The sequence below is a fragment of the Polaromonas sp. P3_A5 genome (genome assembly GCF_056403055.1).
The window spans coordinates 2,061,664-2,085,340 of record NZ_JBFUGF010000001.1 but is presented as its reverse complement, the minus strand read 5'-3'; the positions used below and the strand labels follow the sequence as shown (position 1 = coordinate 2,085,340).

General features: G+C 62.9%; 25 protein-coding genes. 21 read left to right on the top strand and 4 right to left on the bottom strand.

The window, feature by feature from the left end; genetic code table 11:
- Positions 1-3: 3 nt before the first annotated feature.
- Positions 4-1,305 carry a phosphoribosylamine--glycine ligase gene (purD, locus tag AC1DU8_RS09900; protein WP_457280814.1) on the bottom strand — a complete coding sequence of 434 codons (1,302 nt, stop codon included), beginning with the start codon at positions 1,303-1,305 and terminating at the stop codon, positions 4-6.
- Between the two features lie 81 nt (positions 1,306-1,386).
- Positions 1,387-2,112, bottom strand: a complete 726-nt coding sequence (locus tag AC1DU8_RS09895) for a YebC/PmpR family DNA-binding transcriptional regulator (RefSeq protein ID WP_457280813.1) — start codon at positions 2,110-2,112, stop codon at positions 1,387-1,389.
- Positions 2,113-2,187: 75 nt separating this feature from the next.
- On the opposite strand from AC1DU8_RS09895, the gene AC1DU8_RS09890 reads away from it, so the two are divergent.
- The 20 genes from AC1DU8_RS09890 (at position 2,188) to AC1DU8_RS09795 (ending at position 21,243) form a co-directional block, all read left to right on the top strand.
- The gene (locus tag AC1DU8_RS09890) at positions 2,188-3,702 is read left to right on the top strand and encodes a helicase HerA-like C-terminal domain-containing protein (protein ID WP_477665981.1); all 1,515 of its coding nucleotides are present in this window, start codon (positions 2,188-2,190) and stop codon (positions 3,700-3,702) included.
- A gap of 118 nt (positions 3,703-3,820) precedes the next feature.
- Positions 3,821-5,152 carry a GTP cyclohydrolase II gene (locus AC1DU8_RS09885; RefSeq protein WP_457280811.1) on the top strand — a complete coding sequence of 444 codons (1,332 nt, stop codon included), beginning with the start codon at positions 3,821-3,823 and terminating at the stop codon, positions 5,150-5,152.
- Positions 5,145-6,464: a URC4/urg3 family protein gene (locus AC1DU8_RS09880; RefSeq protein WP_457280810.1), complete on the top strand. Its 1,320-nt coding sequence runs from the start codon at positions 5,145-5,147 to the stop codon at positions 6,462-6,464. The genes AC1DU8_RS09885 and AC1DU8_RS09880 overlap by 8 nt, the downstream gene beginning before the upstream one ends.
- 109 nt (positions 6,465-6,573) lie before the next feature.
- Positions 6,574-7,215: a uracil phosphoribosyltransferase gene (upp, locus tag AC1DU8_RS09875; protein ID WP_457280809.1), complete on the top strand. Its 642-nt coding sequence runs from the start codon at positions 6,574-6,576 to the stop codon at positions 7,213-7,215.
- Positions 7,216-7,385: 170 nt separating this feature from the next.
- Positions 7,386-8,387 carry a BMP family protein gene (locus tag AC1DU8_RS09870; RefSeq protein WP_457280808.1) on the top strand — a complete coding sequence of 334 codons (1,002 nt, stop codon included), beginning with the start codon at positions 7,386-7,388 and terminating at the stop codon, positions 8,385-8,387.
- A gap of 34 nt (positions 8,388-8,421) precedes the next feature.
- Positions 8,422-9,429 carry a 5'-methylthioadenosine/S-adenosylhomocysteine nucleosidase gene (locus AC1DU8_RS09865; RefSeq protein ID WP_457280807.1) on the top strand — a complete coding sequence of 336 codons (1,008 nt, stop codon included), beginning with the start codon at positions 8,422-8,424 and terminating at the stop codon, positions 9,427-9,429.
- Position 9,430: 1 nt separating this feature from the next.
- The gene (locus AC1DU8_RS09860; protein WP_457280806.1) at positions 9,431-9,874 is read left to right on the top strand and encodes a VOC family protein; all 444 of its coding nucleotides are present in this window, start codon (positions 9,431-9,433) and stop codon (positions 9,872-9,874) included.
- Complete coding sequence (locus AC1DU8_RS09855; protein WP_477726684.1) at positions 9,849-11,585, top strand: ABC transporter ATP-binding protein; 1,737 nt, start codon at positions 9,849-9,851, stop codon at positions 11,583-11,585. The genes AC1DU8_RS09860 and AC1DU8_RS09855 overlap by 26 nt, the downstream gene beginning before the upstream one ends.
- Positions 11,582-12,661, top strand: coding sequence for an ABC transporter permease (locus AC1DU8_RS09850; protein WP_457280804.1), 1,080 nt, complete (start codon positions 11,582-11,584; stop codon positions 12,659-12,661). The genes AC1DU8_RS09855 and AC1DU8_RS09850 overlap by 4 nt, the downstream gene beginning before the upstream one ends.
- Before the next feature lie 171 nt (positions 12,662-12,832).
- Positions 12,833-13,774 carry an ABC transporter permease gene (locus AC1DU8_RS09845; RefSeq protein ID WP_477665980.1) on the top strand — a complete coding sequence of 314 codons (942 nt, stop codon included), beginning with the start codon at positions 12,833-12,835 and terminating at the stop codon, positions 13,772-13,774.
- Positions 13,774-14,235 (top strand): hypothetical protein, encoded by a 462-nt coding sequence (locus AC1DU8_RS09840; RefSeq protein ID WP_477665979.1) that lies wholly within the window; start codon positions 13,774-13,776, stop codon positions 14,233-14,235. The genes AC1DU8_RS09845 and AC1DU8_RS09840 overlap by 1 nt, the downstream gene beginning before the upstream one ends.
- Before the next feature lie 22 nt (positions 14,236-14,257).
- Positions 14,258-15,535 carry an amidohydrolase family protein gene (locus AC1DU8_RS09835; RefSeq protein ID WP_477665978.1) on the top strand — a complete coding sequence of 426 codons (1,278 nt, stop codon included), beginning with the start codon at positions 14,258-14,260 and terminating at the stop codon, positions 15,533-15,535.
- On the top strand, positions 15,532-15,786 hold the full coding sequence (locus AC1DU8_RS09830; protein ID WP_477665977.1) for a hypothetical protein: 255 nt from the start codon (positions 15,532-15,534) through the stop codon (positions 15,784-15,786). Before AC1DU8_RS09835 ends, AC1DU8_RS09830 begins: the two co-directional genes overlap by 4 nt.
- Before the next feature lie 72 nt (positions 15,787-15,858).
- Positions 15,859-16,116 carry a hypothetical protein gene (locus AC1DU8_RS09825; protein ID WP_457280799.1) on the top strand — a complete coding sequence of 86 codons (258 nt, stop codon included), beginning with the start codon at positions 15,859-15,861 and terminating at the stop codon, positions 16,114-16,116.
- 105 nt (positions 16,117-16,221) lie between these two features.
- Positions 16,222-16,494, top strand: a complete 273-nt coding sequence (locus tag AC1DU8_RS09820; RefSeq protein WP_477665976.1) for a YkvA family protein — start codon at positions 16,222-16,224, stop codon at positions 16,492-16,494.
- 63 nt (positions 16,495-16,557) lie between these two features.
- Positions 16,558-17,244, top strand: coding sequence for an alpha/beta hydrolase family protein (locus AC1DU8_RS09815; protein ID WP_477665975.1), 687 nt, complete (start codon positions 16,558-16,560; stop codon positions 17,242-17,244).
- A gap of 157 nt (positions 17,245-17,401) precedes the next feature.
- Positions 17,402-18,463: a L,D-transpeptidase family protein gene (locus tag AC1DU8_RS09810; RefSeq protein WP_477665974.1), complete on the top strand. Its 1,062-nt coding sequence runs from the start codon at positions 17,402-17,404 to the stop codon at positions 18,461-18,463.
- Complete coding sequence (locus AC1DU8_RS09805) at positions 18,463-19,185, top strand: M23 family metallopeptidase (protein ID WP_477665973.1); 723 nt, start codon at positions 18,463-18,465, stop codon at positions 19,183-19,185. The genes AC1DU8_RS09810 and AC1DU8_RS09805 overlap by 1 nt, the downstream gene beginning before the upstream one ends.
- 27 nt (positions 19,186-19,212) lie before the next feature.
- Positions 19,213-19,401 (top strand): hypothetical protein, encoded by a 189-nt coding sequence (locus AC1DU8_RS09800; protein WP_477665972.1) that lies wholly within the window; start codon positions 19,213-19,215, stop codon positions 19,399-19,401.
- Positions 19,402-19,614: 213 nt separating this feature from the next.
- Positions 19,615-21,243 (top strand): hypothetical protein, encoded by a 1,629-nt coding sequence (locus AC1DU8_RS09795; protein WP_457280794.1) that lies wholly within the window; start codon positions 19,615-19,617, stop codon positions 21,241-21,243.
- Positions 21,244-21,302: 59 nt separating this feature from the next.
- Here the strand turns inward: AC1DU8_RS09795 and AC1DU8_RS09790 are convergent, their stop codons facing one another.
- On the bottom strand, positions 21,303-22,724 hold the full coding sequence (locus AC1DU8_RS09790; protein WP_477665971.1) for a DUF2867 domain-containing protein: 1,422 nt from the start codon (positions 22,722-22,724) through the stop codon (positions 21,303-21,305).
- 16 nt (positions 22,725-22,740) lie between these two features.
- Positions 22,741-23,064 carry a metalloregulator ArsR/SmtB family transcription factor gene (locus tag AC1DU8_RS09785; protein WP_477665970.1) on the bottom strand — a complete coding sequence of 108 codons (324 nt, stop codon included), beginning with the start codon at positions 23,062-23,064 and terminating at the stop codon, positions 22,741-22,743.
- A 153-nt stretch (positions 23,065-23,217) separates the two neighbouring features.
- Here AC1DU8_RS09785 and AC1DU8_RS09780 point away from each other — a divergent pair, with 153 nt between their 5' ends.
- The gene (locus AC1DU8_RS09780; RefSeq protein ID WP_457280791.1) at positions 23,218-23,676 is read left to right on the top strand and encodes an EVE domain-containing protein; all 459 of its coding nucleotides are present in this window, start codon (positions 23,218-23,220) and stop codon (positions 23,674-23,676) included.
- Position 23,677: the final 1 nt, after the last annotated feature.

Genomic DNA, 23,677 nt, shown 5'->3' with positions numbered 1-23,677 from the left:
CGATCAAGACTTGACCGCGCGCCAGCCGATGTCTTTGCGGTACTGCGCACCATCAAATCCAATGTCCTGGGCAACTTCGTAGGCACGTTGCTGCGCGGCCTTCACCGTGCTGCCGAGTGCCGTCACGCACAGGACCCGGCCGCCAGCCGTTACCGTCGAATCGCCCTGTTTTCGTGTTCCGGCATGAAACACCATCGCGTCTTCGGCCGCATCGGCGCCTTTTTGCAGCCCATGAATCACGTCGCCCTTGCGCGGGCTCAGTGGATAACCGTGCGCAGCCATCACCACCCCCAGGGCTGGCCGGCGGTCCCAGTCCAGCTCGATCTGGTCCAGCGCACCCGAGGTGGCGGCCATCATCACCTCATACAGGTCGGTTTTGAGGCGCATCATGATCGGCTGCGTCTCCGGGTCGCCCATGCGGCAGTTGAATTCCAGTGTTTTCGGTTTGCCTTCCGCATCAATCATCAGGCCGGCATACAAAAAGCCGGTGAACGGAATGCCGTCTTTTTCCATGCCCTTGATGGTCGGCAGGATGATCTCGCGCATGGCGCGGCCGTGCACTTCGGGGGTAACGACCGGGGCCGGTGAATAGGCTCCCATTCCGCCGGTATTCGGGCCTTCATCGCCGTCCAGCAGGCGCTTGTGGTCCTGGCTGGTCGCCATGGCGGCCACATTCTTGCCGTCGCACATCACGATGAAACTGGCTTCTTCACCCTGCAAAAATTCTTCAATCACCACCCGAGCGCCACCCTCGTTGTGTGCCACGCCAAGCGGGTTGAAGTCGGGATTTGGCGCCAGCATGAATTCGATGGCCTCGTGCGCCTCGTGCAGCGTCATGGCCACCACCACGCCCTTGCCGGCCGCCAGGCCGTCGGCCTTGACGACTATCGGGGCGCCTTTTTCGTCCACGTAGGCGTGGGCCGCCGCAGCGTCGGTGAAGGTTTCATATTCAGCCGTCGGAATACCGTGGCGCTTCATAAAGGCCTTGGAGAACGCCTTGGAGCTTTCCAGCTGCGCCGCCGCCTTGGTCGGGCCGAAGACCCGCAAGCCGTGCGCACGGAACTCGTCAACGATACCGGCCGCAAGCGGCTGCTCGGGGCCCACCACTGTCAGCGCGATCTTTTCGGTCAGCGCCCATTCGCGCAGCGCCTTCACGTCGGTGATGTCAATATTTTCAAGGCGCGCATCCAGCGCAGTGCCGCCATTGCCTGGGGCGACATACACCGCCTGAACCTTGGGAGACTGCGCCAGTTTCCAGGCCAGGGCGTGCTCACGGCCACCGCCGCCCACCACTAAAACTTTCATGCTGCTGCTTTCATTGTGTGCCTGGCTTTGCTTTTGCTGTTGTGGTGTTGTTGCTTCATTGTGGCTGCGTGTTTGGTTTGCTTATTCAGACAACTCGGCGTTATGGAACACATCCTGGGTATCGTCCAGGTCTTCCAGCACGTCCAGCAGTTTTTGCATCTTGCGGGCATCCTCGCCGGCAAGTTCTATGGTGTTGTCGGCGCGCATGGTGACTTCGGCAATCTCGGGCTTGAGGCCGGCGGCTTCCAGCGCGTTCCTCACGGCTTCAAAGCCCGTGTAAGGCGTCAACACCTCAATGGCACCGTCTTCATGCGTGATGACGTCGTCGGCGCCGGACTCCAGCGCGACTTCCATGATCTTGTCTTCGCTGGTGCCGGGCGCAAAAATCAGCTGGCCGCAGTGCTTGAACTGGAAAGCCACCGAGCCTTCGGTGCCCATGTTGCCGCCATGTTTGGAAAAAGCGTGCCGCACTTCAGCCACGGTACGCACCTTGTTATCGGTCATGCAGTCCACGATGATGGCCGCGCCGCCGATGCCGTAGCCTTCGTAGCGGACTTCCTCGTAATGCACGCCTTCCAGGCTGCCCGTGGCCTTGGCAATGCCGTATTTGACGTTCTCATTGGGCATGTTGGCCGCCTTGGCCTTGTCCACTGCCAGACGCAGACGCGGATTCGTGCCCAGGTCGCCGCCGCCCATGCGGGCCGCCACCATGATTTCACGCATCACACGGGTCCAGATGCGCTGGCGCTTTTCATCCTGGCGCCCCTTGCGGTGTTGAATATTCGCCCATTTACTGTGACCGGCCACGAAGAATCCCTTTTCAGACTGATTAATTGATTTAATCTACAACCCGCATTTTACTTTTTCACTCCAGGACACCCCATGGCCGAGCCGTTACTGATTGCCAAGCACGATTCCATCCACTGCGAGATCCTTCCCGCGCTGGCCAACCGCCATGGGCTGATCACCGGAGCCACCGGCACCGGCAAGACCGTCACGCTGCAAACACTGGCCGAAAACTTCTCGAAAATCGGTGTCCCGGTCTTCATGGCCGACGTCAAAGGGGACCTGACCGGCATCAGCCAGGCCGGCACCATCGGCGACAAAATGGCCGGCATCCTCAAGGAACGCGGCATCGACCTTCCCGAATCGCTGGCCTGCCCCGCCACGCTGTGGGACGTCTTCGGCGAACAGGGTCACCCCGTGCGCGCCACCATTTCCGACATGGGCCCGCTGCTGCTGGGCCGCATGCTCAACCTCAACGAAACCCAGGCCGGCGTGCTCAACCTGGTGTTCAAGATTGCCGACGACAACGGCATGCTGCTGCTCGACCTCAAAGACCTGCGCGCCATGCTGCAGTACGTCGGCGACAACGCCAGCGAGTTCACCACCAAGTACGGCAACGTCAGCGCCGCCAGTGTGGGCGCCATCCAGCGCGGGCTGCTGCAGGTCGAAAGCCAGGGCGGCGACAAGTTCTTCGGCGAGCCCATGCTCAACATCAGCGACTTCATGCAAACCGTTGATGGCAAAGGGGTGATCAACATACTGGCCGCCGACAAGCTCATGAACTCGCCGCGCCTCTACGCCACCTTCCTGCTGTGGATGCTGTCCGAGCTGTTCGAACAACTGCCTGAAATTGGCGACCCGGACCAGCCCAAGCTCGTCTTCTTCTTTGACGAAGCCCACCTGCTCTTCAACGAAGCGCCCAAGGTGCTGGTCGAGCGCATCGAGCTGGTGGTGCGCCTGGTGCGCTCCAAGGGCGTCGGCGTGTATTTTGTGACGCAAAACCCATTGGACATTCCCGATTCGGTGCTGGCCCAGCTTGGTAACCGGGTGCAGCACGCCCTGCGCGCCTTCACTCCGCGCGACCAGAAAGCCGTCAAGGCCACCGCCCAGACCATGCGGCAAAAGCCCGGCCTCGACATCGAAACCGCGATCACCGAACTGGCCGTTGGCGAGGCCCTGGTGAGCTTTCTCGACAGCAAGGGCCGTCCCAGCGTGACGGAACGCGTTTACGTGCTGCCGCCCGGCAGCCAGATCGGTCCCATCACACCGCCACAACGCCAGCTGCTGCTGCAAAACTCACTGGTGGCCGGTGCCTACGAAAAGACCGTAGACCGCGAATCGGCCTACGAAGCCATCAAAGGCCGCGCGGAAGTCGCGGCCACGGAAGCGGCCAAAGCTCCCCAGGGCGGCGCGGCCGGCCAAACCGATTCGGGCGGCATCATGGGCGGGCTCAACGACGTCCTGTTCGGCACCACGGGCCCGCGCGGCGGCAAACACGACGGCCTGGCGCAAAGCATGGCCAAGTCCGCCGTGCGTACCATGGGCTCGGCCGTGGGCCGGGAAATCATCCGCGGCGTCCTCGGCAGCATCTTCGGCGGCAAAAAACGCTGAGCCTGCGCACAGACCCGGTGCGTTCGGCCGGGCCTGTCGCAAATTAACGACCCGGCAAAACTGCCGGGCTTGTCAATCCCGGCACGCATCGCTACATTGGATTTTTTAAGGATCCGCAATGCCTGCTGAAGTTGCCGCCAAATCACCCGATCCAAGGCCGGCCTCCCCCTCGCCTGTTTCTGCGCCTGCCTCCTCCACAGCTCCAGCCAGCCCTGCGGTCTCCCACATCCGATTGACCTCTCACGCAGGAGGTTATGGCGCCTTGCCCATCCGCTGGGCCGCCGCCACTGCCACCGAACGCGGCCCGGTGGTGGGCACCACCACCAAACGCAGCCACCGCAACGTCATCGGCACGCATAGCGGCTCGTACAGCGTCTACCGCGCGCTCGCCGTTGCTTCCGGCGCGCTCAAGGCCAGCCACAAGGCCGACCTCACCAACACCTCGCCGACCGACGTGATCGGCCCCTACCCGCAATGGAGCGAGCCTGGCCGTATCGTCGCCATGGACCCATGGGGCGCGATGGTGGCCGACGTTTTTTCCAGTGAGCTGGCAGCGGGTTACGACATCCGGCCAACCATCGCCGTAACCCAGGCCCACGTGATCCTGCCCGAGGTGATCGAAGCCCTGCAGTCCGGCAGGCTCAAGGCCGACGGCAAGTTTTTGACAGCCGGCGGCGCGGCCATGGTGACCAAGGTCGCCGTTGAACCGGTCTGGTACCTGCCCGAAATTGCCCGGCGCTTTGGCTGCAGCGAAACCGATTTGCGCCGCGTGCTGTTTGAAGAAACCGGCGGCATGTACCCCGAGCTCGTCACCCGCAGCGACCTGGAAGTCTTCCTGCCGCCCATCGGCGGCCTCACGGCCTACATCTTTGGCCGCCCGCGCGACCTCGCCAACCCCGACATCGAGCTCACAGCCCGCGTGCATGACGAATGCAACGGCTCCGACGTCTTCGGCTCAGACATCTGCACCTGCCGCCCCTACCTCACACACGCCATTGAAGAGTGCATCCAGGGTGCCCAGCGCGGCGGCGTGGGCCTTGTGTCCTATTTCCGCAAGGAGGGCCGGGCGCTCGGCGAAGTCACCAAATTCCTGGTCTACAACGCCCGCAAGCGCCAGGTGGGCGGCGACACCGCCGACCAGTACTTCAACCGCACGGAATGCGTGGCCGGCGTACAGGACATGCGCTTCCAGGAACTCATGCCAGACGTGCTCAACTGGCTGGGCATCCGCAAGATCCACCGGCTCGTTTCCATGAGCAACATGAAGTACGACGCCATCACCCGCTCGGGCATCGAGGTAGTTCAGCGCATCAATATTCCCGAGCACATGATCCCGGCCGACGCCCAGGTCGAAATGGACGCCAAGATGGCCGCAGGCTATTTCACCCCCGGCGCGGTGCCCGACGCCGAAGAACTGAAAAAAGCCAAGGGCCGGGGGCTGGATGTCTGAAACCACACCCGCTCCTGACAGTCCCAGCAACCCCGCCAACGCCACTTATACCATCGCCGGAAACCTGCGCGGGATCAGCGCCGCCGCAGAATTGCGTTCCACCAGAACCATACGCGCCCGCGCCTCTGCCCTGCTTGAGCGCGCACGCCGCGGCGAATCCGCCTGGTTTACCGTCAACGACGGCGCCATGACCACCGCCGCTGCGCTGGTTGCTGAAATCACCCGCGCCCGCTACCCGGACCTGGACATTCCGTACCACAGCCGCTGGCGACATTTTGAAGCTGGCGGCATTGACCGCCTGGGTTTACTCAATGCAGCACTGGCATCCGCCACGCCTGCCGGGCGCGCCCGCGCGCAGATTGACCTCGCGCTCATCAGCGTGCTGCTGGACGCCGGTGCCGGCGCCCAGTGGCACTACCTCGAAGCCGCCCAGGGAGAGCATCCCTGCAGCGAATACAGCCGTTCCGAAGGCCTGGGGGTGGCAAGTTTTCACGCCTTCATGGCTGGGCTCTTTTCCAGCGATCCACAGCAACCGCTGCAGGCCGATGCCCTCAAGCTCAAAACCATTACCGCAGACCAGCTTGCCCTGGCTTTTCAGGTCACGCCCGAAAACCCGCTGATCGGCCTCGAAGGCCGCGCCGCGCTGCTGCGGCGCCTCGGCCAGGCACTTCAGGACCAGCCTGCGCTCTTTGGCCAGCGCGGCCGTCCCGGCCATTTGTTTGAAGCGCTGGCGCAACCCGGGCAAAGTGCTATCGAGGCGCACGAGCTGCTGTCGGTGCTGCTCACCAGCCTCTCGTCTATTTGGCCAGCCCAAAATGTCATGGGCAACATTCCCCTGGGCGACTGCTGGCAGCACAGCGCGGCAGGCGACGATGAATCCGAAAAAGCTGGGCCCAGCCATGGCTGGATGCCTTTCCACAAGCTGTCGCAGTGGCTCACCTATTCACTGCTGGAGCCTTTCGAGTGGGCCGGTGTGCAGGTCAAAGGGCTAGACGCGCTGACCGGCCTGCCCGAATACCGCAACGGCGGCCTGTTCCTCGACGCCGGTGTGCTGGTGCTGAAAGACCCGGCCCAGGCTGGGCGCCTGCATGCCGCCGGCGACGAACTCATCGTGGAGTGGCGCGCGCTTACCGTGGCCCTTCTCGACGAGCTCGCGCCACTGGTGCGTGAGCAGCTGGGATTGACCGCCGAGCAGATGCCGCTGGCCTGCGTGCTCGAAGGCGGCACCTGGGCCGCAGGGCGTGCACTGGCACAGCAATTGCATCAAGGTTTGCCGCCCCTGAACATCGAAAGCGACGGCACCGTATTCTGAACATCGATCCCGAAAGATGCGCGGACCCGACGGGCACAGGCACAGGTAAAAGCAGAATAAAAATAACAACCGAACAAAACAAAGACAGAACACAGAGGCACACAAGAAAATGACCATCCAGAGCAACAAAGTCCACCTGATCGACCACCCGCTGGTACAGCACAAGCTCACCCTGATGCGCCGTAAGGACGCCTCCACCAACACCTTCCGCACCCTGCTCAACGAGCTCAGCATGCTGATGGCCTACGAGGTCACGCGTGACATGCCGATGCAGGACATCGAGATCGAGACCCCGCTCGAAATCACCACCTCCAAAGTCATCGACGGCAAGAAGCTGGTGTTTGTCTCTATCCTGCGCGCCGGCAACGGCATTCTTGAAGGCATGCTCAGCGTGGTGCCCGGCGCCCGCGTCGGCCACGTCGGCCTGTACCGCGACCCGAAAACCCTGACGGCGGTCGAGTACTACTTCAAGATGCCGCACGACATGGAAGAGCGCGACATTGTCGTGGTCGACCCAATGCTCGCCACCGGCAACTCGGCCATCGCGGCGGTCGAGCGGCTCAAGGAGCTCAACCCCAAGTCCATCAAGTTCGTCTGCCTGCTGACCTGCCCCGAAGGCATCAAGGCCCTGCAGACCGCCCACCCGGACGTGCCCATCTACACCGCCGCCATTGACCGCGAACTCAACAGCCATGGCTACATCCTGCCGGGCCTGGGCGACGCGGGCGACCGGATCTTCGGAACGAAGTAATGCACACCCCTGTCGGACGCTCACTGCGTGTAGCGCCTTCTCCCCTTGCAGGGGACTGCGCCTGCGGCCCGGCAAAGCCGGTTCCGCGGCGCCAGCTGGAAAAAGCTGAAGCCTCTTGATTTCTTGCCACTGTTTTTCCTGAATCTGAACCCACCAACCCGGAGAGTCCCATGCCTCAGATTTTCAAGCGCCGCCAGCTCGTTCTATTGGCAACCGCCCTCGCAACCGCCCTGCCCGGCCTGGCCCTTGCCCAGGCAGCCAAAACCAAGGTTGCGGCCATCTACACCGTGCCGTTTGAGCAGCAATGGGTCAGCCGCCTGCACAAGGCGCTCAAAGCCGCCGAAGCGCGCGGGGAGATCGAATACAAGGCCACTGAAAACGTCTCCAATGCCGACTACGAACGTGTCATGCGCGAATACGCCACGGCCGGCAACGCGCTCATCGTCGGCGAAGCTTTTGCGGTGGAGGCCGCGGCCCGCAAGGTCGCCAAGGACTTCCCGAAAGTGTCCTTCCTCATGGGCTCGTCCGGCAAGGTGCAGGAGCCCAACTTCTCGGTGTTCGACAACTACATTCAGGAGCCGGCCTACCTAAGCGGCATGATCGCCGGCGGCGTGACCAAGAGCAACAAGATCGGCATGGTCGGCGGTTTTCCGATTCCCGAAGTCAACCGCCTGATGAACGCCTTCATGGCAGGCGCCAAAGAAACCAACCCCAAGGTCGAGTTCAGCGTGAGTTTCATCAACAGCTGGTTTGACCCGCCCAAAGCCAAGGAAGCCGCCTTCGCCATGATCGACAAGGGCGCCGACGTGATGTACGCCGAGCGCTTCGGTGTGAGCGACGCCGCCAAGGAAAAGGGCAAGCTGGCCATCGGCAACGTCATCAACACGCAAGACAAATACCCCGACACCGTGGTGGCGTCGGCCCTGTGGAACATGGAGCCCAGCATCGACCGCGCGATCAAGGCCGTCAAGGAAGGCAAATTCAAGGCCGAAGACTACGGCCCGTATTCCATGATGAAGTACAAGGGCTCCGAACTCGCCCCGCTGGGCACCTTCGAGAAAAAGGTGCCCGCCGACATCGTTGCCAAGGTCAAGGCCAAAGAAGCCGACATCCTGGCCGGCAAGTTCACCGTCAAGGTCGACGACGGCCAGCCCAAGTCCACCGCCAAATAAGCCGGCGTTTCACCGCCCCACCTGAAAGCGCCGTATGCATTCCCTGTTTTGCCTGCGGCGTTTTCTTTTCAGTCAGCCTGTTGCCTGGCGGGCCGCGGCGCCGCTGGCCTTCCTGGCCTTTCTGTCATTTGGCCTGTTGGGATGTGCGGGTCCGGCGTCTGTCCCATCCAATCCATCAGGCGCAGCTGCGGGCATTCCTGTCCGGCTTGACGCCACGCCCCGCATCGCGGTGATGTCGGCTTTTCAGCCCGAACTGACCCTGTTGCTCAACCGCTTGCAAGGCCCCGCCAGGCACCGCATCAACGGCGTCGATTTCACCACCGGCACCCTGCAGGGCAAGCCGGTCGTGCTGTTCCTTTCCGGCATCAGCATGGTCAATGCGTCCATGAACACGCAGCTGGTGCTGGACCGTTTCAACATCACCCACATCGTCTTTAGCGGCATCGCCGGTGGCGTCAACCCGGCCCTGCACATCGGCGACGTCAGCGTACCCACCCAATGGAGCCAATACCTTGAAGTGCTGATGGCACGCGAAACTTCGCCGGGCCGCTTCACTATCCCGCCGCGCATGGAGGCGCAGACCCTGGCGCCCTTCGGCATGCTGCACCCGCGCCCGGTTGAAACGCGCACCGCCGCCAACCCGGCGCCCGTACGCAAGTTCTGGTTTGAAGTCGACCCCCGGATGCTCGCGGTTGCCAGGGGCATGGGCAACATCGAACTCGGCGCCTGCAACGCGGGGGTATGCCTCACGCACAAACCGCAGCTGATGGTGGGCGGCAACGGCGTGTCGGGCCAGGCCTTTGTCGACAATGCTGCCTTCCGCGAATACGCCTTCAAGACCTTCCAGGCCAACGTACTCGACATGGAAACCGCCGCCGTGGGCATGGTGGCCTACAGCAACAGCGTGCCTTACATCGCCTTCCGGTCGCTCAGCGACCTGGCCGGCGGCGGTGAAGCCGCCAATGAAATGGTCACTTTCATGAACATCGCTGCCGACAACTCGGCCAAGGTTCTATTGGCGTTTCTCGCGGCCTGGAAATAACATGCCCGAGCTCACCGGCATCGACCACATCTACATTGCCGTGAGCAACATGGCCGAGTCGGAAGCGTTCTACGACAAGCTCATGCTCAAGGCACTCAGCTGCCGCAAAAACACCTTCACCATCGGCGGCGACCCGCACATCCAGTACTACAACCGCCACTTTGGTTATGTGCTGCGGCCAGCCCGCTCGCAAGCCGCGCACGACTCATACTCGCCCGGCCTTCATCACTTCTGCCTGCGCGTAGACACCATCGAAGACGTGGCCGAATGCGCACGGCTGCTGCAGGCCTCCGGCATCAACGCCAGCGAGCCGCACAACCACGGCGAATACGCACCCGACTACTGGGCCACTTTTTTCACCGACCCCGACGGCCTTCGTCTGGAGATCACCAACTACCGCCAGGAGCGGCGCGACCGGCATGACCACTGGGCATCCCTCGGCTGAGAACGCACAGCCGCCGGTGCTGCGGCTGAACGGCATCACCAAACGCTTCGGCCCGCTGGTTGCCAACGACGCGATTTCGCTTCAACTGCACAGCGGTGAAATCCTCGCGCTGCTGGGTGAAAACGGCGCCGGCAAGTCCACGCTGGTGTCCATCCTCTTTGGCCACTACACCGCCGACGAAGGCCACATCGAAATCTTTGGCCAGTCGCTGCCACCGGGTAACCCCAAGGCCGCGCTGGCGGCGGGTGTCGGCATGGTGCACCAGCATTTCACGCTGGCCGACAACCTCAGTGTGCTCGACAACGTGATGCTGGGCAGCGAGCCGCTGTGGCAACTGTTTTCACGTCGCAGAGCAGCCCGTGCCAGGCTGCTGGACGTGGCCCGGCGCTTTGGCCTGCCCGTGGCGCCCGATGCCAAGGTGGGCAGCCTCTCGGTCGGTGAACGCCAGCGTGTCGAGATCCTGAAAGCGCTGTACCGCGGTGCACGCATCCTGATCCTGGACGAACCCACCGCCGTGCTGACGCCGCAGGAAAGCGAGGCGCTTTTCGATACGCTGGGCCAGATGGTGGCGCAAGGCCTGTCCATCATTTTCATCAGCCACAAGCTCGGCGAGGTGCTGCGCGTGTCGAACCGGGTGGCTGTGCTGCGCGGTGGCAAGCTGGTGGCCGAAGCACCTGCCGCCGGTACCAGCCAGGCGCAGTTGGCGCAATGGATGGTCGGCCACGCCGTCACCACCACACAACGCCGCCCCGCGCCGTCAACCGGCCTGCCGGTCTGCACGCTGGAAGGCGTCAGCACGGCCGATGCGGGGCAAGACCGCCTGGATGGCGTTTCGCTTCAGCTCAAGGCCGGTGAAATCGTCGCCATTGCGGGTGTCTCAGGCAACGGCCAGCTCGCCCTGGCCGACCTGCTGTGTGGCACCCGCGCCGCCAGCCAGGGCTCCGTGACATTTCTGGGCCAACCCATGAAGGCCTCGCCAGCCTGGCTGGTCACCCAGGGCGTGGCGCGCATCCCCGAAGACCGGCATGGCGTGGGCGTGGTTGGCGACCTCAGCGTCTGGGAAAACGCCGTGTCAGAGCGCTTGCGCAGCCCGGTGTTTTCCAAAGTGCTGTGGGTCAAGCGCAAGGCCGCGCAGGCCCATGCAGCCCGCATCATGCGCGAGTTTGACGTGCGCGGCGGCGGACCGGACACCGCGGCGCGCTCGCTGTCGGGCGGCAATATGCAAAAGCTCATCCTCGGGCGGGCGCTCGTGGCCCCCACGCTTGTCGCTTCGCGTACTGCGCTGCCCCCCGAGGGGGCTATTTTTCCTAGGGGCGGCCCGTCGGAAAAATGTTTCCCCTCTTCCGAAACCGCACCCCAGCCGGCCAAACTGATCATCGCCCACCAGCCCACCTGGGGCCTGGACATCGGCGCCGTTGCCTATGTGCAGCAGCAACTGATCGCAGCACGAGACGCCGGCGCGGCCGTGCTGGTCATTTCTGATGACCTGGACGAAGTGGTGGCGCTCGGCGACCGCGTGGCGGTGATGCACGCGGGCCAGCTGACGGAGGCTCTGCCCGCCGAAGCCTGGACACGCGAGGCCATTGGGCTGGCCATGGCTGGAGCCAATGGGGGTGACTCGAGCGCCGCCGGGCCGCCCCAAGGAGCGAGGGCCCCCTCGGGGGGCAGCGCATTACACGAAGTGAAAAGCGTGGGGGCCAACCAGTTATGAGGCTGGAGAAAAGAACACAAACCTCAAAGCTGGCCCTGGTGCTCGCGCCCATAGGCGCCATCGTCTTCACCTTGCTGATCAGCGCACTGCTGGTGCTGTGGGCCGGTGCACCGTTGGGCCAAACCTATGTGCTGCTGTTCAAGGGCGGCTTTGGTTCCGTCTTTGCCCTCAGCGAAACCTTCACCCGTGCAGTGCCCCTCATCCTGACCGGCCTGGCCGCCACGGTGGCCTTCAAGGCGCGGCTTTTCAACATTGGCGCCGAAGGCCAGCTTTATGCCGGCGCGCTGGCCGCCGTGGCTGTGGGCGGCATGCATGGGGGTACCGGTTTTGAGCTCCCCACCTGGCTGCTGTTCGGGCTGATGATGCTGGCCGCCGCCGTTGCCGGTGCGCTGCTGTTGCTGGGCCCGGCCCTGCTGAAGGCCCGGCTGGGCGTCGATGAAGTCGTCACCACCCTGCTGCTCAACTTCATCATGCTGCTGTTTGTGTCGGCCATGCTCGACGGCCCCATGAAAGACCCCACCGCCATGGGCTGGCCGCAAAGCGTGGCGCTGCAGGGCGATCTGGAGCTTTCCAGGCTCGTCGCGCAGACACGCATCCACGCCGGCCTGCTGTGGGCCGCTGCGCTGGCTGTGGCGCTGTGGGCCTTGCTGAAGTACACCGTGCTGGGCTTTGACATACGCGCTGTGGGCGCCAACGCCAAAGCCGCGGCGTTCGCCGGCGTGCCCGTCACCCGCACGGTGGTGCTGGTTGCCCTGCTCTCGGGCGCGCTGGCCGGACTGGCCGGCGCCATCGAGGTGGCCGGCCGCACCAGCTACGTCACGCTCGACATGTCACCCGGCTATGGCTACACCGGCATCGTGATCGCCATGCTGGCCGCGCTCAACCCCATGGGCGTTCTGGCGGCAGCCGTGTTTGTGGCGGGCGTGCTGGTCGGCGCCGACACCATGAGCCGGGCCGTGGGTGTGCCGACCTATATCGCCGACGTCATCGTGGCGGCGTCGCTGATCTCGGTGCTGGTGGCCACGTTGATGACGCAATACCGGCTGGTAGTCAAAGAAAAAGGCCGGGCCGCATGAAATTCTTCGGCTCACGCGCCCTGCCAACCCATCAGGCCACTGACGCCCGGGCTGAACCTGCACGCACAGTTCTTAAGAAAATAATAGCCACAAGCCAATACAGACGGGCGCAACCAGCTATTAAATTCATAGCGAAAGCTGCCTGCACACCACAGGGAAAAGGCTTCCTGCATGGCTGAAATGCTCGATATCCTCGCCGCCGCGCCCTTCTGGATCGCCGTCCTGCGCATCGCCACGCCGCTCATCCTGGGCACCCTGGGTGTACTGCTGTGTGAGCGTGCCGGCGTGCTTAACCTGGGCATCGAGGGCATCATGGTTGCCGGCGCCTTCAGCGGCTGGCTGGCCGTGTATGGCGGCGCGCCGCTGTGGGTTGGCGTGGGTGTGGCGGCGCTTACCGGTGCGATGTTCGGCTTGCTGCACGCCTTTCTCACCGTCGGCCTGGCGCTGTCGCAGCACGTGTCCGGGCTTGGCATCACCCTGCTGGCCACCTCGCTCAGTTACTACGGCTACCGCGTCAGCTTTCCCAAAGTCGACACGCCACCCACCATCACACCCTTTGCTCCCATGCATTGGCTAGACGGCTTTCCCGGCGGCGGGCTGAACGTGCTGGCCGCGCAAACCTCGCTCACGCTGCTGGCGCTGCTGCTGGTGCCGCTGATCGCCTGGCTGCTCTACCGCACACCGGCCGGCCTGGCCATCCGCATGGTCGGCGAGAACCCCCAGGCCGCCGAAGGCCAGGGTGTCTCCGTCGCCGCTACCCGCACCGCCGCCATCGTGGCCGGCTCGGCACTCATGGGCGTGGCAGGCTCCTTCCTCACGCTGTCGGCGTTTAACGCTTTTTTCTTCAGCATGGTCAATGGCCGCGGCTGGGTGTGCGTGGCACTGGTGGTGTTTGCCTCGTGGCGGCCCGGCAAGGCACTGCTGGGCGCGCTGCTGTTTGCCTTTTTCGACGCACTGCAGCTGCGCCTGCAAACCTCGGGCATCGTGAATGTGCCCTATCAGGTGTACTTGATGCTGCCCTACGCCCTCTCCGTCCTCGCGCTGGTGCTGGTGGCGCGCAAGGCGGCGTATCCTCAGGCGTTGATGAAACCTTATCGAAAAGGCGAGCGCTGATGACGACGACACCCCTTGCCCCACGCGGCACGCTGCTGGCCGCCTTGCTGGTACTGGGCTGCGCCAACGCGCAGGCGCTGGGCAGTGACTACAGCTACGACAGATTCAAGACACCCGACGCTGTAAGCTGGGTGCAGATGTGCGGCACATGGGGCAAGGACCACCAGGGCACCTACCGCGTCGTGCACGCCGACCAGTACGCACAATCATTCCTCTACATCCAGTGGATGACACGCGACGCCAACGGCAGCCTGCATGCCGGGCACACGATAGGGATCACAGAGCTGAACAACGACCATTCGGAAATCATGCTCAGCGACATCACCTGCCGCACAACGCCGCGCGGCATCACGCTCACGGCGCGCGCAGCCTCCGGCCATGACGACAAACTGCGCCGCGTCACCATCGAGGTCGGCCCGGCCAATGGCCAGTACCGCTACCGCACGCAACGCGCACACTGAAACCCAATACACCCCCACCGCCATGCTCGACCTCCTCATCACCCACGCCAGCCTGCCCGATGGCCGCAACAACATCTCCATTGCCGTGCAAAACGGGAAGATCACCGAGGTCAGCGAAGGCCCCATCACTGGCGCGCAAGCCCGCGAGACGGTAGACGCCGAGGGCTACCTGCTCAGCCCGCCCTTCGTCGACCCCCACTTCCACATGGACGCCACGCTGAGCTACGGCCTGCCGCGCGTCAATGAAAGCGGCACACTGCTCGAAGGCATCGCACTGTGGGGCGAGCTGAAGCCGCTGCTCACAGCCGAAGCGCTTATCGAACGCGCCCTCACCTACTGCGACTGGGCCGTGGCCAAAGGCCTGCTCGCTATTCGCAGCCATGTAGACACCAGCGACCCCAGCCTGCTGGCGGTAGACGCGTTGCTTGAAGTCAAAAAGCAGGTCGCCCCCTACATCGACCTGCAGCTGGTCGCCTTCCCGCAAGACGGCGTGTTGCGAACAAAAGGTGGCATCAACAACCTTGAGCGCGCACTCGACAAGGGCGTAGACGTGGTCGGCGGCATCCCGCACTTTGAACGCACCATGGCCGACGGCACCGCCAGCGTGAAGCGGCTCTGCGAAATTGCGGCCGAACGCGGCCTGCTGGTCGACATGCATTGCGACGAGTCCGACGACCCGCTTTCACGCCACATCGAAACCCTGGCCGATGAAACCCAGCGCCTGGGCCTGCAGGGCCGCGTCAACGGTAGCCACTGCACCTCAATGCACAGCATGGACAACTACTACGTCAGCAAGCTGCTGCCCCTGATCGCCGAGAGTGGCGTCAGCGTCATCGCCAACCCGCTCATCAACATCACCCTGCAAGGCCGCCACGACACCTACCCCAAACGCCGCGGCATGACCCGCGTGCCCGAACTCATGGCGGCAGGCGTCAACGTCGCTTTCGGCCACGACTGCGTAATGGACCCCTGGTACGGCATGGGCAGCGGCGACATGCTGGAAGTGGCGCACATGGGCCTGCACGTGGCGCAGATGACGAGCCAGAAAGGCATTCGCCAGTGCTTTGATGCGGTGACGGCGAATGCCGCCAAGGTGATGCACCTCAAGGGCTATGGCCTGGAGGTGGGCTGCGACGCGAGTTTTGTGCTGCTGCAGGCGCGGGACCCGGTGGAGGCGATCCGGTTGCGCGCGAACCGGTTGAAGGTGTGGAAGAAGGGTGTGCTGCTGGCTGAAACCCCAGAGGTCGCGGCGACATTGCAGTTGCCGAAACGCCCACCCGCTACCCGTTTTATGACTTGAAGAGCCATCCGGAAAATGACACTTTCGATCAAAAGGGTCCTGTGAATTCATCTGTTGATCATGCCGGGCTCATCGCCACTTTCAGGAGGGCGGAGGCAGAGGCTGCGCACAAGTTTGGATTAATCAAATTGGCTGCGGCCAAAGGCCCCAAGGCGATCCAGATGGCCGTCGAGACAGCAGACAAGGCGGCAAAACGCAGGGACGCGTATGCCAAAAAGCTCGCGGCGCTAGGGGTGGAGCTCAAGGACTGAGCTGCGCTCAGTGCCTTCCTCCCCGAAAGACAGGCATAGGTTGCGGATAATCGGGATTTGGAGAGAAACCCGATGCAAACAGACGCACCAGAAGACGCACTGGACGAAGCACCCGACGACGAACCGGAGCCGATCGAGGAATACGTCCCCGGCGTCGCAAACGGCCGCAACTACATGGCCAGGCTGTGCCATCTGCCTGACGGTCCCTGGTACATCGATGTGGTGCATGTTGAATCGCTGCCGCCCTTGCACGACAGCGACAGGACCTGGCTCACGCGCGCTGAGGCTGTTCAGGCGGCAGACAAGCTGGTTGCCGATCTGGCGCACTGACCGGCGCGAATGTAACGCTTGGTCATGGTCCTTGCAGCGTACGCAAGCAGCTCCATATGGATGCCAGCGGCCCGCCGGGCCTGCACCTTCACCCAAGGAGTTTTCATGTTCAAACGCCTGACTTTGCTCTGGGTTCTGGTACGCGGCGACGCGCGGCGGCTGTGGACAGCACTGCGCCACCCGGAAGCGCCCGCCTGGCTGAAATGGGGCACCGCGGCGATTGCGCTCCACCTGTGCTCGCCCATTGACTTGATCCCCGACATCCTGCCGGTCATTGGCATCGCTGACGATTTGGTACTGGTTCCGCTGGCGATCCGCTGGCTGTTGAATCGCCTGCCGCCCGGGATCGCCGATCCTGCGCCGAAGCGTTCGGCCTGAGCACCGGCGATGCTGTAATGGGCATCCCAAGCCAGTTCGCCATTTCAGCTCGCCCTTCTATTGATGCCCACACGCCCCGTTTCACTGACCGTTCCGCTCCCTTCGGGCGGTACCATCTCCGGCCTGCTGCAAAAACCTGCCAGCGCCAAGGCGTGTTATGTGTTCGCCCACGGCGCGGGCGCGGGCATGAACCACACCTTCATGGAGGCGATTGCCCAAGGTCTCGCGGAACGCGACATTGCCAGCTTGCGCTTCAATTTTCCGTTCATGCAACAAGGCTCGAAACGACCAGACTCCCCAGCCGTTGCGCATGCGGCAATCCGGGCGGCAGTTGCTGAAGCGGCGTGGCAAATGCCTGATGTGCCGTTGTTTGCCGGTGGCAAGTCCTACGGTGGGCGCATGACCACGCAGGCGCAGGCGGCTGAGCCATTGCCCGGACTGAAGGGCATTGTGCTGGTGGGCTTTCCACTGCACCCAGCCGGCAAGCCCTCAACCGAACGCGCCGCGCACCTAGGCGGCGTCAAGCTGCCGATGCTTTTTCTGCAAGGCACGCGCGACGGCCTCGCTGATCTGGACTTGATCACCCAGACCACGGCGGGCCTCGGTAAAAAGGCAAGCCTGCACATCGTGGATGGCGCCGACCACGCCTTTCACGTGCTGGTGCGTTCAGGCCGCACCGATGCGCAGGTGCGCGAGGAATTGCTGGACACCATGGCCGCGTGGATGACGAAGCACCAGCGTGCAGCGTGATCGTCAGTTCCCTGATGTACCAGGAGAGCCGCTTGGCACTCTGTATGGCGTGTGAGCCAGGACAAATACCCGCTTAAACCTGACCACCGCTAGGCATGGCTGCTGACAGGTGATGCGCCTGACGCCCCCCAGACTGGCCTGACTACGAAAGCCCGTCATGCCGCTCGATGCCCAATCATCTCTTCGCCTTGTAACTCCCCCCCTCTCCCAGTTCTCCCGTCGCACCCTCGTCCTCGCCTTGTGCCTGACGGGGTTGGGCCTGGCCGGCAACGGCGCATGGGCGGCCAAGCCCAAAAACACGGCGGCGGGCAACCAGCCCCTTGATACAGAAGCCTTCAACACCGCCACCGACAGTCCCTTGCTGCGCAGTGGCAGCAAAGGCGCAGCGGTAGCGCGCGCACAGATCATGCTGGACCGGGCCTGGTTCTCCTGCGGGGAGATCGATGGGCGCTTTGCCACCAACATGCAGCGCATGGTCAAGGCCTACCAGAGCGCACACGACCTCAAACCCACGGGTACCGTCACTGCGGAAACCTGGGTTTCGCTGCGCAAGGACGGCGCTCCGCTGCTGACAAGCTATACCGTGACAGAGAAGGACGCCGCCGGCCCTTTTGAAAAGACGCCTGTGGCGATGGACGAGCGCGCGAAGATGAAAGCGCTGGTGTATGAATCGGTGGAAGAAGCGCTGGCGGAAAAATTCCACACCAGCACCGGCTACCTCAAGCAGCTCAACGGCGGCATCAACATCGAGGCCGGCAAGCAGATCACCGTACCATATATCGCGGTCAGCGCCACGCCGGTCAACGCGGCTTCCATCGAAATCGACAAGTCCGAGCGTGTGCTCTACGTGCTGGACACCGCCAAGCGCCTGGTGGCGGGTTTTCCCATCAGCATAGGCAATGAAAAGAACGACCCGCTGCCGCTGGGCATGATGGCCATCAAGAACGAGGTCAAAAATCCCGGCTTCACCTACAACCCTGCGTTGCTGAAAAACGCACCCAAGGATGCGCAAAAGGTCGACATCGCAGCCGGTCCCAACAACCCCGTCGGCACCATCTGGCTGGGCCTGACCAAACCGCACTGGGGCATTCACGGCACACCCAACCCTTCCAATGTGGGCCATTCCGAAACCAATGGCTGCATTCACATGACCAACTGGGACGCAGAGCGCCTCTCGACCCTGGCGAAAGCCGGCTTCAAAGTGAGCGTCAAGGCTTGATGGCATCCACACCCGCCCGCCTCAAGAGAGCGGCGTTTGCAATCTGCGCGCTGCTGGCCGTGGCGGCAGGCGTGATGCTGGGCACGCGCAAGGAAGAGGCAGTTACACAAGTCATACAGCCCACCACGCCGCCAGCCAGCCAGGCGCTGGCGCCCGCCGTGCCGGCAAGAGAGGCCGACAAGCCAGCGCTTGTGGTTCAGACCATCGAGAATGCCGCGCCCCCATCTGCCCTGCCGCCCCCACCCGCATCTGTCGCGGACGACACGGACATTTCGCAGTTACGGCTACGCGTCCTGACACTTCCGGTGCAAGGCGTCATGCCCGCCCAGCTCAGCGACACCTACACCCAGGCGCGCGCAGCAGGCGCCCCGCATGAAGCCATAGACATCATGAGCGCACGCGGCACGCCAGTGCTCGCCGTCGAGGACGGCAAAGTGGCCAAGCTGTTCCTGAGCAAACCCGGTGGCATCACGATTTACCAGTTCGACCCGGCCAGCCAGTACGCGTACTACTACGCCCACCTGGACCGCTATGCCGAAGGCCTCACCGAAGGCGCCAGCCTGCGCAAAGGCCAGGTCATCGGCTATGTCGGCAGCACCGGCAATGCATCACCCGACGCACCGCACCTGCACTTCGCGATCTTCAAGCTGGGGCCGGAGCGCCAGTGGTGGCGCGGCGCCCCGCTGAATCCTTATCTTGTCTGGCGCGACGCCAGGCCGTGAGCAACCCGGCCGATGACGTGCCGGCTCATGCTGACGCGCTATGCACTTGCCAGCCTGGCAAGCGCCTTCACCCCTGCCTTCCTGAACAGTCGCGCACCTAACCGCAAACCGCCGCAGGGCAGGCAGCTCCTTCACGATCTCAACACCCACGCAAGACCTGAGCAACAGATGTTTGTTGTTATCGAGGCCGAGTGCGTCAGGATTTCGCGGGTATAAATCCTGCATTGCCACCTATTTCTGCCGATAGTTGGCTTGAATATAAGATCGGCGTGATCACCAAAAAACAAGCTTGCTGCGCAAGCCGCCTTTCATCGGAGGGAGACCGATACGTGAAAACAGCAAATACCCACGCAAAAGAGAGCGTGGCCTTAAAAACCAGACGGGTGGGTTCTGGTTTTTTGTGCCCTGGCCTTGCTGCCGACGAGAACCATGTTCACTCGTACCGCGCGGCAGCATAAAACCATGGCACGAACCCTGCGCCAAATTCTCTGCGGCGTGCTGCTCTTCCAGAGCTGGGCCTTCGCAGCCAATCCTTCGTCCGTCCCGACCGCCTACACCACCGCGCTTTACGAAACGAGTGTGGGCAGCAATCCCGCGCAGGCCTACTTCCTGGTGAACGTATTGCGCCGGGCTGAAGCTCCCAAGGCGGACCTTGAAGCCTTCCGCGCCGAACTGCTGCATGGCTATGTAGCCCAGATGACCAGCGCAGCGCCACCGACCGCCGCGCCCAAACCCGCGCCAGGCCTTTGGGAGTCACTCATGCGGCGGTTGCCGGGCCGGGCGAAACCGCCAACAGACAATGTGGCCGCAGTCATCGCGCGCGGCCGGCAGCACGGCGACGTGATGAGCCCCGCGTTCCGCGCCACCTGGCAGACGGCAATCAACCAGGCGATGACCCCGCGTTGGGGACCCGGCACCTCAGGCGCGCCGGTTTTCACGCTGGAGCTGCGCGACATGCAGCCTATCGCGCCCGGCATCTGGGCTGCACCCTCTGCCGAGGGTCAGGTGCGCCTGATGCTGTCGCTGCGTCTGGCCAACACCAGTTCGGTGACACTGCCCCTGTACCGCCCCGACATCGTCCTGCAAGGCACGCTGCGCTTTACCTGTAACTGGGACAGGACGCGGATAAGGCAGAGCGAAATGCAGGCCAATGAGGTAACCCTGTTGCAGCCCGGCGCCGAATCAGATCCCCTGGCGTGCGAAGCACCTCCAGTGCCCGGGTATTGGCGCGAGCAGGTGCCCGCGCTGCTAGCCGCCAACGGCAAGGCGGGTCTGCAAACCGTGGTCGTTCCGCACGAGCTGGACAGCAACCAGCGGCTGTACCACATGGAATTGGCGTTCTCGCATGCGGCGCCGCAAGCTGTCAGCTGGAGCCAGCGCCTGATGAAGGCCCGGCATGAGAAGTACCGCCAGTGGTCTCCTGCCAAAACCGCACTGGAGCCACCCGAGTCGGGCAGTTTGACGGCTGCGCCGCATCACGGATGGAAGGCGACCGCCACATTGCTGGCGACCTTCCTCGGCGCCACCGTGTTGGCGCTCGGCCTGTTTGCCGGCGGCCGCGCGGCGCGTAGCGCGGGCGTGCCGGAGGGCGTGGTTGCCGTTGTCTCGGTGCTGCTGGTAGGCGGCGCGTGGGTGCTGGCCACTGTGAAACTGGGCGGTGGCGGCACGGGTTACGACCATCCCCTGTATCTCGGCCTTGCCTTGGGGGCGGGCTTCGTCGGGCCGGTGGTGCTGGGCGTGGTGGCCCTGCATGCCCTGCACAAGGTGCTGGACGACGAGGAGATGGAATGGTGGCAGGCCGTGGCCACCGGCTGGCGCCTTACGCTGAATGTCACCGCAAAAACAAGCCGGGCTGAGTTCTGGGGTTTCCTGGCGCATGCTGCCTGGCTTTGGGCGCTGGCGCGCGTCTGCCTCATGCCGCTAGACCGCTGGATAGGCCTCGTCTTGCTGGTTCCCGTGGTGACGCTGACGGTCCGCCGCATGCTCAGCATGACGAGTCAGGAATGGCTCGAGATGGGGGTGATGCTGATATGCCTGCTGTTGCTTATGCTGGCGTGAGTTGCTGCGAGGTGGTGACAAAGTTGCGACGGCCAAAACAACGTTCCTGACTTGATCTCTCAGGCCGTTACCAGTTTGGCGGGTACAACCGACTCTTTTTCCTGAACCACCGCATATTCCACAGCCAGCCGCAGCATCGTGGGTGTGACGTAGTGGCGATGCACATAGTCAATGGCCGTCATGTAAAAGCGGCCAAAGGCATTCTTGCAATGAACCCGCGTACCCAGCATCACATCCACATGATGCTTGTCGACGATTTCCACGCTGACACAGGACCTGAACAGCAGATGTTTGTCATTGGCGCCCAGAATGACTTGCGCTTTGGTATCTGCTGTATTAACGCTTTGGTCAAGCACCGGGTAACGGTTGGCGAACAGGTTGCTGGTGTCCGGCGACAACAGCGAAGACACCGGGCAGCCCAATGGCGATGTACGCAGGCCCAGGGGTTTAACCAGAACATTGCGCAGCGCCATCAGATTGGACACACCGCTGGGCGCATTGAGCAGAAAGCCCTCCAGGACCGCGGCGAGCAGATTTGTGGCGCTGGTGTGCCCAAAGTTGGTACCGGTCACGCGCAAACGAAAAGTGTCTTCATGATGGACGCGCAGTTCGGTCAGTTGCTGAAGCAGCAGCGAATCCACCGGCGGGCTGCTGAGCTCCTTCACGCTTCGGGCGGATCCGCCATGTGACAGAAAGCCCGACGCCCCTTTCCACGAACCCCACAAGCCTCGCATCACGCCTGCGCCGCTGCGCACAGTGTTGCATACCACCCGGTGGAACGTCCCGGGCGGAGCATCCAGCGACAAAGTCGTGGTCGGCACGGTATCGGCCTTGAAGTCCTTGGCCTGAAGCAACGCCTTCACCTCGTCCGGCAGCAACTCCGTCAATGATGGGATACTCGCCTTATTGGTCAGCACCTCCTGTTTCAAAGACTCCGACAAATTGCCGCCCAGTTCATTGGTATGGCAAGACAACGCAAAAAATACAGGGTGCAAGGAATTACGCGAGAGCGGAGAAAACTGGTGCCAGGTTTCACCGCCAAAACGCACAGTGAACATGCAGTCCGGCGGGATGTTCACAAAACGCAGGGCGCGGATGAAGTTTTGCGGGTCTTCCTGGATTTGCTGCTCCGACGCACTGGAAAATCGCAACTGGGCTCCACCGCTGCCCGACACTGCCGTAAATATGCGGTGCCCCGCATGGCGATGAAACGGATGGCCTTTAGGCCCCACGACGAATGAATACAGCGACGTTGCATCACCTTTGGGAAAGTTGGTCCCACCCAGCTTGGCCGAGGGCTCGTCCAGTTCATCGACAAACGCACCGTGCTGGCGCTGCCTGGATGCCACGCTGGCAAACAGATGATTGCCCGCACCATGGCCGATCTGGGCAATCAAAGACACCTCGACGGCCAGGCCGCCCGATTCCGATGGAATACGAACCGATGGAAACGTTTCAATCACTTGTGTGAGATTCAGCATGAGTCCCTCCTTCTTTCTACCTTGCTTTTTGTGTTCTGGCCGGGGCACGTTCCCGTTTCAGGGGACGCGCCACCGGGCATAGTTCAAATGCATAACCCGTGAGGCTGTTGACGAGGCTGTCACCGTTGAGCTTGTAGAGCACAAACTGGCCGCTGCGCTCGCTGGTCACCAGGCCGGCGTTTTCAAGCACCGACAGGTGGCGAGAAACGGCCGGCGTGCTCATGGCAAAGCGCTCGGCCAGCTCAGTGGTGCTGAGTTCTTTCTCGGTGAGGTACGCCAGAATTTGGCGCCTGGGGCCCGAGGCGAGCGCTTCAAATATTTTGTCAAGGGATGCAGGCATTGATGTATTAACTTATTTGTTAATAACTTTATTCAAGATATTCCGTACTGTCAAGCGGCTTCTGGGCTTCTGGTTTGAGGTCGGCGCTTTTCTTTGCCCCGTCGATCCGCTAAGCTTTGCTCCGTCCCAACCTCAGGCATCAAGGCCTCTCCCATGACAAGCTACTGGCTCATGAAATCCGAACCCGAAGAATGCTCGGTCGACGACGCGCTCGCAGCCGAAAATTCGACAGTCCCCTGGGTCGGCGTACGCAACTACCAGGCGCGCAACTTCATGCGTGACGGAATGCAAGTCGGCGATGGCGTGCTGTTCTACCACTCGAGCTGTGCCGAGCCGGGCATTGTCGGTATCGGCCGGGTGGCGTCTACGGCCTACCCTGATCCCACGCAGTTTGATCCGAAGTCGCCCTACTACGACCCCAAGTCAAAACCTGAAGAACCGCGATGGATGCTGGTGGATGTGCAGGTGTTGCGCAAAATACCCAACGTCACCCTGCCCGCCTTGCGTGCACGGCCAGAACTGGCAGACCTGCAGGTGCTGCGCAAGGGCAACCGCCTTTCCATCACGCCCGTCGAGCCGCAGCACTGGAAAGCCATCACCGGCAAAAAGTGAA